The sequence below is a fragment of the Pseudoalteromonas sp. BSi20429 genome, assembly GCF_000238895.1.
Taxonomy (GTDB): Bacteria; Pseudomonadota; Gammaproteobacteria; order Enterobacterales; family Alteromonadaceae; genus Pseudoalteromonas; species Pseudoalteromonas arctica.
Genome location: NZ_BADV01000066.1, coordinates 86,125 through 100,644, shown reverse-complemented (window position 1 = coordinate 100,644; position 14,520 = coordinate 86,125). Strand labels below are relative to the sequence as shown.

General features: G+C 38.0%; 12 protein-coding genes. All 12 read left to right on the top strand.

The features are described 5' to 3' along the window. The 12 genes from P20429_RS07200 to P20429_RS07245 all read left to right on the top strand — a co-directional run bounded on the left by P20429_RS07200 (position 1) and on the right by P20429_RS07245 (position 14,199). Positions 1 to 1,161: a hypothetical protein gene (locus tag P20429_RS07200; protein WP_007584467.1), complete on the top strand. Its 1,161-nt coding sequence runs from the start codon at positions 1 to 3 to the stop codon at positions 1,159 to 1,161. Then, a complete protein-coding gene (locus P20429_RS07205) occupies positions 1,151 to 2,182 on the top strand; it encodes a DUF2169 domain-containing protein (protein WP_007584465.1) in 1,032 nt (343 codons plus the stop codon). The genes P20429_RS07200 and P20429_RS07205 overlap by 11 nt, the downstream gene beginning before the upstream one ends. After that, the gene (locus tag P20429_RS07210; protein ID WP_007584456.1) at positions 2,172 to 3,071 is read left to right on the top strand and encodes a hypothetical protein; all 900 of its coding nucleotides are present in this window, start codon (positions 2,172 to 2,174) and stop codon (positions 3,069 to 3,071) included. Before P20429_RS07205 ends, P20429_RS07210 begins: the two co-directional genes overlap by 11 nt. Further along, entirely contained in the window at positions 3,068 to 4,093 is a 1,026-nt protein-coding gene (locus tag P20429_RS07215; protein WP_007584451.1) for a DUF4150 domain-containing protein, read from the top strand. The genes P20429_RS07210 and P20429_RS07215 overlap by 4 nt, the downstream gene beginning before the upstream one ends. Next, entirely contained in the window at positions 4,090 to 7,944 is a 3,855-nt protein-coding gene (locus P20429_RS07220) for a toxin VasX (RefSeq protein WP_007584449.1), read from the top strand. Before P20429_RS07215 ends, P20429_RS07220 begins: the two co-directional genes overlap by 4 nt. 51 nt (positions 7,945 to 7,995) lie before the next feature. Continuing rightward, a complete protein-coding gene (locus P20429_RS19705; protein ID WP_237715160.1) occupies positions 7,996 to 9,195 on the top strand; it encodes a dolichyl-diphosphooligosaccharide--protein glycosyltransferase subunit 2 in 1,200 nt (399 codons plus the stop codon). 100 nt (positions 9,196 to 9,295) lie between these two features. After that, a complete protein-coding gene (locus P20429_RS07225) occupies positions 9,296 to 10,042 on the top strand; it encodes a hypothetical protein (protein ID WP_007584445.1) in 747 nt (248 codons plus the stop codon). A gap of 486 nt (positions 10,043 to 10,528) precedes the next feature. Then, on the top strand, positions 10,529 to 11,143 hold the full coding sequence (locus P20429_RS20885) for a hypothetical protein (RefSeq protein WP_007584443.1): 615 nt from the start codon (positions 10,529 to 10,531) through the stop codon (positions 11,141 to 11,143). A gap of 206 nt (positions 11,144 to 11,349) precedes the next feature. Next, on the top strand, positions 11,350 to 11,847 hold the full coding sequence (locus P20429_RS07230) for a hypothetical protein (protein WP_007584441.1): 498 nt from the start codon (positions 11,350 to 11,352) through the stop codon (positions 11,845 to 11,847). Between the two features lie 51 nt (positions 11,848 to 11,898). Continuing rightward, positions 11,899 to 12,081 (top strand): hypothetical protein, encoded by a 183-nt coding sequence (locus P20429_RS07235; RefSeq protein WP_007584439.1) that lies wholly within the window; start codon positions 11,899 to 11,901, stop codon positions 12,079 to 12,081. Beyond that, the gene (locus tag P20429_RS07240) at positions 12,082 to 13,005 is read left to right on the top strand and encodes a hypothetical protein (RefSeq protein ID WP_007584438.1); all 924 of its coding nucleotides are present in this window, start codon (positions 12,082 to 12,084) and stop codon (positions 13,003 to 13,005) included. It begins immediately after the preceding gene. Between the two features lie 219 nt (positions 13,006 to 13,224). Next, on the top strand, positions 13,225 to 14,199 hold the full coding sequence (locus P20429_RS07245) for a transposase (protein WP_007584437.1): 975 nt from the start codon (positions 13,225 to 13,227) through the stop codon (positions 14,197 to 14,199). The last annotated feature ends 321 nt before the right edge of the window (positions 14,200 to 14,520 follow it).

The following is a 14,520-nucleotide window of genomic DNA, read 5'->3' as shown; positions in this document are numbered from 1 at the left end:
ATGTTTGCTCAAGTCGCTAAGGTTAAGCAGCATCAGCAGCGCTTAACTACTTTATTAAAACACAAACAAAAGCTGCAAGCGCAAGGTGTTTACCCGCTTGCTCGACTCAATGTAATTGAAAGCCAATTACTAAATCATTTATACACACTCAGCGATTTAAAAACTGAAGCACCTATAGACTATTTTGCAGGCAAAAATTTAACACAAGTAAGCCATTTAGCGCTTGATGAATTTATTACCCTTGCGATAGAGAGCCCTGAGCACCACAGTATCTACACGCTATTGCTACAAAGTCTTAATTTAAAAAGTGAACTTAACAGCGCCGAAACTTTTTTAGCTTTAAAGTCGGACAAACATTTAAGTTATTACAGTGTATTACAACACTTACTTGATTATTGGCAGTTAGATGATAATAAAGCACTGCGCAATAGTGTACTCAACGAAAAAGAAGAGCTTGATAGTAACGCGATTACTTTACTTTTTTCACAGCAATTGAGTGAAACAGAGCTAAATAGTGCCATGCTACATGCTAACTTTGATATTGCTTATTCAGCACTCGTGAATGCCTATTGTAATAAAACAAGTAACGTATCAGACATACTATTTAAAGTATTTGCCAAAACAAATGATGACGACAAAAAAGCAAAATTACTTGCCCTAGCAGGGCTTACTAACGATCCGCGCTGGGATGAACCTTGCCTACTTTTTTGTAAAGCTAACCCCGGGCTTTGCCAACATGTACTAAGCCACTTTGTATATAAGCGTGCATTGCCTTTATTTATTAATTTAATGGCGCATGGGGTAACTCAAAAACCAGCTTACGCAGCATGGCTAATTATTACTAACAGAGCGCTTGCCCAAGCAAACAAAGTAACTGTAGTAGAATCAAATAACGAAAAAAACGTACACAGCGGCATAAACCTTGACGATGCAGAGCATGTAAGGCAAGCGTTTGCACTTGTCCCTGGGGATCAATTATTAAACGGCATTAGTTTTGTCTGCAGTAATGCAAAACAAAAATTAAAAATACTTGCAGGTGAAGTTGTGCAACGTGTTGTAGCACCACATTATCCTCTGCAAAAGGCCTGTGGTTTGTACCATGTATTACTGAGCGCCAAACAATGGCAAAGTGTTATAGCGGAGAGTCCAAGTGCTGAATAATTTTTCTCCTTGGCAGGCTAGTTTTTTTGATGGTTGGTTGAGTGACCGTACGCTGACTAAAGTTGTCCTTGTAAAACAAAACTTTGAATTTGACGAAAAAGGCAATGTAACACCAAACGAGCCCGGACCCGATATTGTTGTAGCCGATGATTACGATGGCGACCCCGCATATACACCACTTAGAGAAGTAAACGAACAAGTTGCCTTTAAGCATGGATTTGAAGTGTATGGCGACTTTACAGCTTACCCGCCTAAAGCCAAACAAGCGCGAGTAATTGAAGTAGAGCTTGGCCTTCATGATAAAGCGCAGCCACTATTTAAAAAACGTTTACGTGTAACTGGCGCACGCTTTTGGAAGCGCTCTTTACTTGGGCCTGTTGCAACTGATCCGAATATTATTGAGCCTACACCCATTAATTACAGCAATGCTTTTGGTGGAAAAGATCTTAACGATGAGTCTAATTATCTGCTTGAAAATCCGATAGGGAGAGGATTTAAGCTTAAAAACAAACAAGCAAAAGGGCAGCAATTACCTTGCATTGAATACGCAAATCAACTACTTCGTAAACCGAGTCATACTACCCCAGTTGCAAGCTTTTCAGCTATACCATCACATTGGTCACCGCGTATCGAACTTATGCCCGACATTGATAAAAAAGCACTTATGGCAGGCAATTATCCGTTTAAAACAGTGCTTGATGAACATTTTAACAATATGGCACCTTTAGATCAGCGAGTAAAAAAAGAGTTTGCACAAGGGTGGGCGTTTTCACTTTCAGGGTTATACCCGTTACAAGAATATGGGCAGCACCAACGAGTTGAACTTCCATTTGAAGAGCCTATTGTTCAGCTAGTTAACACATTAAACAGACATACCATTAACTTGCGCTGCGATACGTTGGTTATTGATTCTGACGCGCAAAGTTTTTCTTTGTTATGGCGCGGTTATATTGATGCAATACACGTAGGCGCAAATAGCCAGTTAGTCGTGGCAAAAAAGGAAGTTAACAATGAAGTTTGACGTACTTTGCCATATTAATGCCACAGGGTGTAAACCAAGTAGCTTATATACCGCTGTTGCAAACCAAATGTTGTTTTCAAAACCAAGCAAAGCACTTATTCGTTGCGATGTAAGCTTAGATGCCCCCTACATAATGGTAGAAATAGAAGAGCTTGCTCAACTCGATAGGCAAACTAAGTGCTTATTGTTATTAAGCCAGCTGCTCGAAAACCTCGATATCGCAACCCTCAGAAAAACATCCCGTATAAGTCAAATAGTGTTTGTATTACCACAGGATGAATTAAACAACCCGGTAATAAGTGACGATACCCTTAGTGAGCTTTTAGCTGAGGTAATTTCTCAGCAAATACCTGATTTTATACAAACTACAACGCTTGATTTAAAAAGCATAGCGCCCGATACACTTATAATTGCACTCGACTCTTGCGTTAGCTACCAATACGTAAGCCATCAAGCAAAAAATAACGTGGTGCAAGTGTTAAACGGCCCGCCAGGCATTATTAACGGTGAAGGTGGATGTGTATTACTTACCCATTTACAAGGTACCCTTAGTGCACACCTTTATAATGGTGAATTAAACGAACAGCTCAACCAAGCTGAGGCTTGTGTTAATGATACTTACCTATTTGCAGGAAAGGAGTCGTTAGCATGGCAAAAAAAATGGTTTGCTAATACACAAGCATTGTATAGCCCAGAAGACGAATTAATAGAGCTCGCCAACTTAAATAATACTATTGGCCATCAAGGCGTTGCAAACGATCCAGCGGGGTTTGTGCTTGCAAATAGCTATTTAAATAACCCACTAAATGAAGGGTTACAGCATGTATTTTTATTATTTAATTCACCTAACGAGCAATTAATAAAAATTTCAAGGAGTGAAAATTCATGACATACATTAATGCAGCCGCAGGTAAACAAGCAGGCAGTGTTCAGTACGATATAGACGCGCTAACCGCCGATGTGCGCTCAGGTGGATCGTTAACATGGCGACACAACAACCCAACACTATTAGGGCTTAATAATAGTGCCCGAAGTAACGGCGCATTAGGTAAAGCCAGCAATGTCGCTATTTTTGAAGACCGAGCCAGTGGAGATGCGGCATTTTTAGCTGAAATAGGCCGCCCCAAATACCGTGAAAAAACACTCGGTGAAATGGTAAGCACCTTTATACCTGACTATATAATTCCACCCCCGCAATGGGATGATGAAAAAAACGAACCTATCTTGCCGTGGAATGAGCCTCAAACGGGTATGGACGTTAATAAACCTATTACTAATGCCCAAGCATTTTTAGATTTAGTGTCGGGTCACTTAGGGTGGCAAGCCGGCAGTCAAGAGCAGTTAACCAAAGATACGCAATCGCAAGCCGCGCAAGTAGCCACAGTATCAGGGCAAAATGTATTGATTAATGGCCGCACTGCAGTGCACCAAAGTAGCGGCGGCAAGCTAAGCACTATTGATATATGTTTAACGACGGTAGGCCCAAGTGTCATCCCAATCCCTTATCCAAATATGGCCGCAGCAAGTGATGTAGCCAGTGTGGCGGGGTCAGTCAAAATAAACGGTAACGGTGCTGCCAACATAAAAAGTAACTTTTCAAAAAGTAAAGGCGATAAACCCGGAGATAAAAGAGGCCTAATGAGTGGCACTAACGATGGTAAAGCTGAATTTATTATGGGCTCATTTAATGTACTCATTGAAGGGAAACCCGCTGTTCGCCAAGGCGACCCAATGATTTCAAACTCAAAAAACACCCCGCCTATGCCGCTAGCGCAATCAGGTGGCGCATCACCAAGAGGATTGAGTGTAGAAATGAGGGATAGTTTGGCTGACCAGCAAGCCGGTAAAAAAATAGTCATAAAAATATCAGGATCAGAAAAGTTAGATGAAGATGGAGTGTCAATTGTATGAGTGATCTAAATGTAGCAGATAAAATTGATGAAAAAAATGCACATAGAGAGCTTGTTTTTGAACGCCAATCAGATGGTGTAAAAAATGTATCACTCATGGTTAAAGATGAATCTGTAAATAGAAATAGTAAAGGCTACTATAAAATCCCGTTATATCAGGTAGATGCTAAAGAGGAGAGTGATAGTACAGCTGATATTGAGTTAGTTCATATATTTCCAATTAGATATGCCCACCCTGCAGATGAAATTGACGATCATACAACGAACTTAAGAGATGGCTTTTTATACATTTTTGTTGACGGTCATTTATGGCGTGAGCTTAAGGTAACGACCAAAGAAAGCGTTACGCGTTTTAATGATGTTAACCTTGCTTGGCAAAAAGGCGCTCTTACTTGGAAAACAAATAAAGGTTTTCGTGAGGCGACTGGTGAAACACTTAAAACGATAATAGTACCGAATAAGCTCAATGGAAGTAACTGCCAAGTACAAATTGCTTTTTCTGAAGTCCAGTGGTCGTGGAAACAGATTCAATTATTTGGAGGGTTTAATCCTGAAGATCCAAGGTTAAACTATGGAGAGCCTGTTAAGCCAGGTGAGAATAATGCTGATGCAATAGAGCTTCGAAGCAACAGATTGTTTACGTTAGATAAGCTTGGTGATTTTGAGCAAGGCTATAATAGTAATCAGTTACCTCAGCATGTTGCACTCGATGTGGTGAATAAAGCTGGAGTCTATTGCCCCGTTATACCTGACGCAATAGGAAAAGTAAGACAAGCTGCTGCAGATATCACGCTCACTCGCTCAGTGATTAGTTCACTACCGATAGAGCAAGTAGCAAATGGACAAACGGTTTCGAGTGTTGATGAGCTCTCAAAAGGGCAGCGAGGTGAACTTGAATTAGCATCGTTTGTTCAACAAACCTTTTTTGCTTTTCCGCAATCTGTGTCTGACAAATTAGCAACATATGGTGAAGACAGTGTTTCTGAACAAGAACAGGACATTGCTAATGATTATAAAAAGTGGGTAGAAAATAAATTTGATAAAGCAGCGTTCAGAAAGTTTCTAGCAACAGAAAAAGTGCTTGTGCTTGGTGAGTATATCAATGAGCTAAGAGCCAATGTAAAAGACCTTATAGAGGATGAAGAGACTGCTTCTTGCTTTTATCAATGTGCAAGAGACTATGCATACTACTCAGGTAACCGACGACTCGACATATATCAACTTATGTGTGACGTATTAGCCCCTCTAAAAGATTTGACGGCAGACTTGCTTCGCTCAAGTGTAGTGTATGACCAAGACGCGCAAAAGCTTAAGCAAATCGACAGTAATGACCTAGGGCAACATATAATCTTAAAAGTGTTAGGTACACACCCAGAGGATACCAGTGACCGTTCAAATTTGTTGAAACTACATAAGTTACTATTCCCTGATGAAACCAATAGTAAGCCTAATTTAACTGAATATAAGTGTTTTCGAGATGAAGAAGATCCTAAAAATGTTGATTTTTCTATTGATGAATTTAAGGCTTTGGAGAAGCAAGATGATCAACTTAATGGTTATATAGAAGGCGATTTAACGCAAGTATTTAGGCGTAGTAGCCAAGCTGTATGGGGCTTCTTTAATATTATTATGGAAGTACCATCTGCCACTTATTCTATGTCTCAAGGTGGCGGAACAATTAAAGATGTGTTTACTGCCCGCATGCAAAAGCAATCTAGCTTACAGCGAGAAAGTAATAAACTTGAGCGGCAAACAAAAGATTTAGAAATACAGATAAAAAATAAACAAAGTGAAATTAAAAACTTTGAAATGTCACGTAACAAGCTAATTCAAGAAGCACGTAACCAAGGTATAGATGGCGGTGACATTACCGAGCAATTAAACAGGCAACTTAAACAAAGAAACAAAGAACTAGAGCACTATAAAACACTCCTTAAACAAGCAAAAACAAAAGGTAGTGTAACACGAGCGCATTTATCAACACTAAAAAGTGTGGGTTTAGACATGCTTAATAGTGAGGCGCGTATTAAGTCAGTTGCGATGTCGTATAACCCCTATCAAAAAATAATGCATCTCGCGCATATGGTTTCTGATGGTTTACTTGTTGAGATTGATATTGATGTTAATGACTACTATGAAGGTAACTTACCTGATTCAGTCGTCCCGCTTAATTTTGACAGCCGTTCTAAGCGTGCCGAACAAAGAATTTTAGAATTTAATAAAATAACCGAAGGAATCGATGAAGCACTGAGCCAAGGTAGTTACCCAGGCAATGGCGGAACGCGGCCCATTGTTAAACTTAAAGTCAACGATAAAGTAACGATACCCGCGCGTTTAGATCTTATTACAAGTTTAGATGGCTCTTTAAATGAATTAGAAGCTATGGTTACTAAGCAATACTACCAAGCAGACAGCGCCAAGAAAAAAGTGATAAAAAAAATGGTTGCGCTTGATAAAAACAAGTTAGCTGCATTGGAAGCAGTAGAGAAGAGGCTTGAAGATGGTTTAGAGGCTTTTGAAACTGCTCAGCTTAAAACTAACTGGGATTTAACTGGGTATAAAGATCATAATAAATCCCTCAAAAAATACGCGCAAGCAGCATTGGGTAAGCAGCAAGTGGGCAAAGTTGGCACAGCCAGTATTGGTGTTTTGCCGTTTGTTTCTGGGCTAGAGGCCATTAACTTTTATACAGTTATAACTGGTGATGGCGTCAGTTTAATGGATAAAACGTCAGCGTATGCTGATTTGTTAGATGTTATGGTGAATATTGGTAAAGATTTGGTAGAGCGTCGTTATGGTATGCCAAGCTCTGGACAGTTGAAACTTTTCTCTAGAAACAAAGTGCCTGCTAGTGAGTTTACTAAAAAAATACTAAGAGGAAGGCTCAGTGTTACCTCTGCGAAGGTAGCGTTATCTTATGCCGCTAATGCAGCGACGTTCCTCGCAGGCGCAATAAGTACATATGTGGCCGTGAGGGATGCGGTTAATGAATATAACAAAGGTAATATAGGCCTTGCGACAGCAAATTCTATTATGGCTTTAGGCTTTTTAAGCATGACGGCCGCATCAGGTATTGCAATCATTACCAAAGGGGCGTCAGCCTTGATAGCTGTATTTGGTATTGCCGGCTTAGTGATAGTTCTTATTGCGGCAGGGCTTATTTATTACTTTAGCGAAGCAGAGGTTGAGGCATGGCTTCATGCATGCCCATGGGGGAAAGCTGCCTTTATTAATGATGGTTCTTCCAGTGTAAGAGCCGCTCAGTGGCTAAACCGCCCTGACTTAGCATTACTCGATGTCTATAATGCACTTTACAAGCCCTATACAAAACTGGTTGCAAGCAACTTAGCTAAAACTATTTCAATTGGTTTATCCACGCCAGTTGCTGCGGTAAAAGAAGGCGTCGATACAAAGCTCTATTGGCGAGTAGTTAATCCAACAAGCGCAAATATGATTGCACCTTATCGAGGTTATAATGTTGAAGCAGCTGAAAAATATGCAAAAATAATACAACTTAAAATGTCACGTTATACAAAGCATAGAGAATTTAAACAAATTCCCCTTAGTTCCCCCATATTAGTAGATGCGATATGGATGCTTCAGCCTTCACGAACAGGGTGGCAAGCAGAAATAAATTATAATGCATTTTTGACTGAGTTCGGCTTGCAGCCCGGCGACCAAATAGAGCTTAAATTAGAGGCCACGGTGTACCCAGATGGTAAAGGCCAACCGACTATTCAAGGGTTTAATAGCACTTATGGCTTGCCCATTGAGTATTACAAAGAGGGTGATGAGCGCAAGTACAGCCACCGCATTGGCCAAGTAATTAGCCAAGCTGTAATTAATTTATAAAAAGCTAAGTTATTAAAACAATACAAAAGAAGTACAGAAAAGAAAGGACTAATGATGAGTAGTGGTGATAAAGGCTTGGATAAATCAAGCAAACTGGATGACTTACTTGATAGCCTTATTAGTGACGAGGATCTTGAGCGCTATATTGCTGAACAAGAAGACGGTTTAACCCATGAAGAAAGAGAAAAAATAAAAAGAGAAAACCGTATTAACGCAATTAACCAGTGGTGCGCTGAAAACCCAAATCGGGACCCTACAAGAGCAAAAGACAAAACCATAAAGCAACTGGCTTTAGACGAAGAAGCTGTAGTGCGCATTGAAGAGTTTAGAAAAAATAACCCTGAGAAAATGGCAGAAATAAGCATAAGGTCTGAAAATAAAATTAAATACCGTAGGGATAGACAAACCTACGAAGAGCAACTGCCAAGAAACTACTTACATGTAGACAGTTATGAAACGCGATTAAAAAAAGCCGAAGCACTCAATGGCTGCGGGTTTAAAACACGCACGTTTAAAAGTAAGCGTTTTACTGATGAATATGCAGCAGAGCTCAAGTCGCCTAACCGTGGCTCAACACTTGAGGGGCATTGGGTAGAGAGCGATGGTAAGCAGTTGGCTATTTCATGGTTTGGAGGGTGGTCAAATTTATTTACTGCTCTAAGCTTCTTGTTAATGGTCGCTGCAGTTCTGTTTTTTTTCGTTGATTTGGGTGTTATTGGTTTTGTGTGGGAGGATTATCGGTGGGTCCCATTTGCTATATATGCACCTATGTTTATTGTTGGTTTTTATATGCTGAAACACCGGGCCATATTAGCGCACCGAGATAATTTTTATTTTAATCGTCATACCGGGCTTGTAAAAACTCCGCATACATTATTCAGAAAACCGTTTTACTTACCTTACGAAGACATTGTTTGCTATGGTGCAAATGAGCGTAATGTCGGTTCAGCCCGTGGTGGTTCACGTGTGTTTGTGTCTCTTATGGTGCCGTTAAAATACCCTAAACATTATCGCTTCACCAAGCCTACTTTTTATGTGGGTGGTTTTAATCGTGAATGGGATTCACTGGAATATGCCACAGCCATGACCTTTATGGATACATCAATCCCACTTGGCACGCATTTGTACCAATCGATAGAGCATTACTTCAAAATTGATAAAGATATAACGGAAAAACACGCTTTTCCTGAGGAGCTAAAACCTTATTTAGACCCGGATGACTGCCAAGTAAACAGACATGAAGTTTGGTGATGTAAAAAACAGCGTTGAGCATAAATAGTAGCTTTACTTTATTAAAACCAACCTTAAACAATAGCGCTTTTATTGTTTAAGGTACTTTAAAAGGATTTTTATGAATCGCTTTGCATTTAAAAATTTATCACTCGCAATGCTTATGAGTTTTTTTGTCGAGTTTTTATTGAGTTATAATTCATTAAACTCAAGACCCGTTTTAAGTTTTAATAGTACTACATACGATAATAATATATGCAGTACATTAGCTGGAGCATGTTCGAGTTTAGTACCTTGGGATTCGTTTTTTTTATTACCACTGGTAATGTCTATAGTGTTTTTTTTAGTATTAAAAACGGCGGATAAATTTAACCTCTGTGTCTATTTTGTTTTGTCTAATTTTTTTATAGTTATCAATGGTGATTACCCTTATGTTTTTTATTACTTGATTGAGTGTGGAGTGATTTTGTCCTTGTTACATTTTTTTAATTTAAAACAGACAAAAGATAAAAAAGAAAAGAGCCAAAGTGAACGTTTTTTTTATTTTCGAAATTATTTAAAAACATTAGATAAAACAGGCACATTTACTGGGGGGGCTGCTGAGAAAGAACTCTTATCATTCTTTTTGGTCAGTTTTTTAATCTTATTTTCTTTAATTATTATGATTTTATTTCCTTTCTTAAGTCTTTATATTAAAGGTGAAATAGATTTTAATACACTGAGTTTCATATCAGCTTCTTTTATTAAAGGCGCTTTTTTAAATTCAAATATAACGTGGTTTATTTTAATTACATTACTTTCCCTTTTGTCGTTGCTATACCGTAAAACATATGGAATTAATTTAGCTAAAACTAACAATGAGCAATAGCTTAGCGCAGTAGTTGTTTATGTGAATACCTTAAGTGTTTATAAAAGCCGCTTTATAACTTAAAGGAAATCTGAGCTTGAGCTATACATAGTTTTAGTTTGCTAAAGGAATAATATGTCTATTTATAATTACTTAGGTGGCCCATTACATAAAAAAACAATTTTTAATCAATTCTATGAAGAAGGCGATACGCTGTATCTGCGGAAAATGTTCAATGGGTTATGCTTATTAGCTAATTGGTTATATGATGATAAATCAGTTTTTAGTAGTAACCCTCATCGCTTTCAAGTCCATTCATGCGGTAATGATCCCATGAGAGCACTTATCTTTGGTCCCATGTTTTTAGGGTTCACAGGTAGTTCTTTTATAGGGTTATTTACATTATGGTGGATTCCATTTGGCTCAGAGCCTTACCCGCTGACTCTATTATCCTTGGTGCTTATAGGGAACCTTATATTTTTAAATCTCCAACCACTCTGGGATAGGATGGCGCCTCCTAAGTTAGCGTATTTTGATCGTCAAACAGGTAAAGTCGGTTACACCTTTGATATTCCTGGTTGTGACGAGCGCGATGAATTTGGTAATTGCTGCTTTGATTGGCGAGATATGCAGTGCTCATTAATAAACGAAAGTACATCGCAGTCGGGCTCGCGAGCATTTTTTCCAAGACTCTCCCATAAAGATATAGATAAATACCCACAAACAAAAATGACGATTGTAGTGACAGAGTTAGCACAAAACCCAATTTATTGTTTACTGTTTTGGGAACGATTAGTACGCTTTATGGATAAAACAAAGCCATTACCTGATATACCTGAATATGAGGGTTACAGGCACCTAGATTCAATTACCGCTGAGTTTGATAAGCACAACAATCGCCCTGAGGTTTACTGGCGTGACATGAGCTTTGCACAACAAACAGAAATTTATGATGAGCTCTATGCTGAGGCATACAAAATAGATTGGTACAGCGACGAGCCACAACCTGAAATCACCAAACCATGGTTACGGTGGACGCCTGAGCCCGAGCGAAAACAAACACTTAATTGGAAATACAAAGCAAAACGTTTATTTATGCAATTAACGTGTGGGATACCCTGAGTAATTTATTTAAAAAGATAATTTTATATGGAGTACATTGTTTTTTTATGTACCTAAGTGAACTGTCCACATGTGTATTAAATAAATTTTAGAATCTTTTATTACTTAATTTAGGCCATTCACTATATTAGTGAAAATTTTTATTTAAGAAGCTAAGTACCACTAACCAAAACTATATTTGAAAATTTTTAAAGGAATCAATTAATATGGAAGATAATAATATAGAAGCTAATAAAATGCGCATTGATCTTGATGCGCTTCCGGCAGTGTTTGCCATTCAAGGCTTTACAGCTATTTATCATGCAAGTGTAAAGTCAAATCCAAAGGAAAAATTCTGGTCGATGCTTGCTATTGTATTCGGTTGTATTTTCATAGCCTCCGTTTTAACTATTTTTATTGGACCTGACCAATTATATATTCAAGGTGATATGAGCTTATCCGAGTTTTGGCAATTATACCCAGGGCCAATAGCATCAGTTAGCTTTGTACTAATATATGGTTGTATACAAATAGCGTCTCAATTTTCAACAAATTGGAAGTCATATTTTAGTGATATGATAGATGTTTATGTGGATTCTAAAATTATTGATGCCACTGGTTACGAAATCGAAACACTTGAGAATGACAATTTTGTAATTGCTAAAGACCCAGAAGCATTAAATAACTATATAAATAAACTAAGAAGTCAGCTTCAAGAGAATTAAGATATTAAATGCGAAACAAACGACATATATGTCTAGTTTAGTTGTACGAGGGTGAAAACATATCCAAAAGGTAAGGGCGCATCAGTTAGCACAGCCTTTGAAGATAATAAGTTTATATTGCCAACATCAAAACGCGATGAGTACGGTGAACTTGAAGAGCCAAATAAATGGCTAACAACCGAAGTGAATTTATCACTATTAAATTATTCACTAAAAAATGAGTTAGGGTTTTAAATGATAAATACCGAACAAGTATCGGAATTGCGCCCCCCTAAAAAACCAACTGACATGGGAAAGTATTACCGAAAAGTGGAAGTCGACTATAACAATCTTTTAGGAGTAAAAGATGAACTGGGGGCAGATGGCCGTTATTACGGGCTATTACTAATGGGAAGTATGAGGGATATTTTCCAAAAAGCTACTGTAGCATTGATGTTAACATTTTTTGGGATTTTGACAGTAATGCAAATACTTGGGTTATTTAAAGCAAAAAGTTTACAACACTTCTTAGACTCATTTCTTTTTCACCCTTTGTTTATTCTAGGGCAAGTTTTATTATTAATTATTACATTCATTTACCATCAAAAAGCAAACATTCCCAGAGCCAGCTCCGTCGTTTTTGACCGAAAAACCGGCAATGTGAATTTCCCTGCATTTGGTGGTAACCCTGAACTTGTGATCCCTTTTGATGAAGTTGAACTGTACCGAGGTTCATTAGGATTTAGTTTAGGCTCGGGTATGCCTGTAGATAGCTTGATTCCAAAAAAGTATTCTAAACATGGTAAAAGGGATTGCCAGTATATAGTCGCATTTGCTGATGGCTATGACGATGCATGTAATCTATGGACGCTATTGAATGAATTTATGGATAAAAATAAACCTATCCCTTACGCAATGTTACCTTCAGTTCAATACTATCTAGATAAGGGATATAGCATGGTTTGGAAGGGCGATAAAATTGGCCCCTTTATGGATAATTACCCCCTCGATCCCGAGATAAAAAATAACTATAAATATGTTTTTCATACGGATATTGATGGTGAAAAAAAATACCCGATGGATGAGGTTAATTATGTTATTGCTCCCTTTAGTGATGACCCTGAGTTATTAGAGAAAAATATAAAACGTGCTTACGAGCTCAATATTTTACTTTTGTGATTAAGAAAAATAAAGGGTAACCCTACATACTCTAATGCGAGGGCGGTATAGGAATAATATGTCTATTTATAATTACTTAGGTGGCCCGCTGGCTAAAAAACAACCTTTAATAAATATTTTAATATAAGTAAAGAAATAAACTAGACATCCATCCTAAATTTGCGCTTTTTTAATTTAGTGACTAAATTTTAGCAAGTACAATAAATAGGCAGGTGGCTTGTGGCTATTGCAAGAAAGCGTCAAGTAAGTTTGGTTGATACGAAATATTATCATTGTATTTCACGGTGTGTTCGACGTGCCTTTCTGTGTGGTGAAGACCACTTTACAGGTAAGTCTTACGAACATCGACGAGGCTGGGTTGAAGATAAGCTACTTGAATTAGCGAAGGTATTTTGTATTGATGTGTGTGCTTATGCCGTAATGAGTAATCATACACATTTAGTACTGTATGTTGATGATAAAAAAGCCAATAGACTGAATGACAAAGCCATTGTTATTCGTTGGCATAAGCTTTGTAAAGGTACATTGATTACACAAAAATACATCCAGGGCGAAAAGCTAAGCAAAATAGAACTCATATTTTTTAATCAAACAGTACAGCAATACCGAGAAAGGTTATCCAGCATAAGTTGGTTTATGCGGTTATTAAATGAAAGCATTGCTCGCAGAGCAAATAAAGAAGATAACTGTACAGGTAGATTTTGGGAAGGACGTTTTACGTCACAAGCATTACTAGATGAAGCATCCCTTGCCGCCTGTATGGCGTATGTCGATTTAAACCCAATTAGAGCTAAAATGGCTAACACTCCAGAAGAGTCAGACCATACCAGCGCTCAAGTACGCTTAACATACGCAAAAGAGGGTAAACAACCAAAAAAACTGCTCCGCTTTGCAGGCATGTCACGTAAAATCATGCCAAAAGGACTCCCGTTTGAGCTTAAATCGTACCTTGAACTTGTTGAATTAACAGGACGTTGTATACGAGAAGATAAGCGAGGGTATATTGAAAGTACACATTTGCCTTTACTAGAAAGAGTGAATATATCGCCAGAAAACTGGTTAAAACTCACAACCCAATTTACACGTGTATTTCATGGTGCAGTTGGGAGACCATCCTCACAAGCCGGTTACTGTGAAAATTTAAACAGAAAACGGCGAGCGAACATCAGTAACTGTGAAAAACTACTCGCATAAACTTAAACTGCTCAGTCAAACTATTTAATAATAAATCACAACTGCATCATGCAGTTATTTTCGTGCATGTAATTTAGGTTTAACAGCGGTAATGTTTTATTTAATGAATTAAATAAAAGAAATAGATAAGGAAAGGTAAGTTTTTAACCTAAAAAGTAGATTTTATGGCACAGTTTTATTTGTTCAATTAAAGTGGCTGTCTAGTTTAATTTTCATTTGCCAAGAATAAGCGTGGTGTATTTGCAGGTGAAGAGGGGGCTATTTACAATACTTTCTCAGATCCAAACCAATACTTTAAATATATTCAAAGTGTTTTATTTT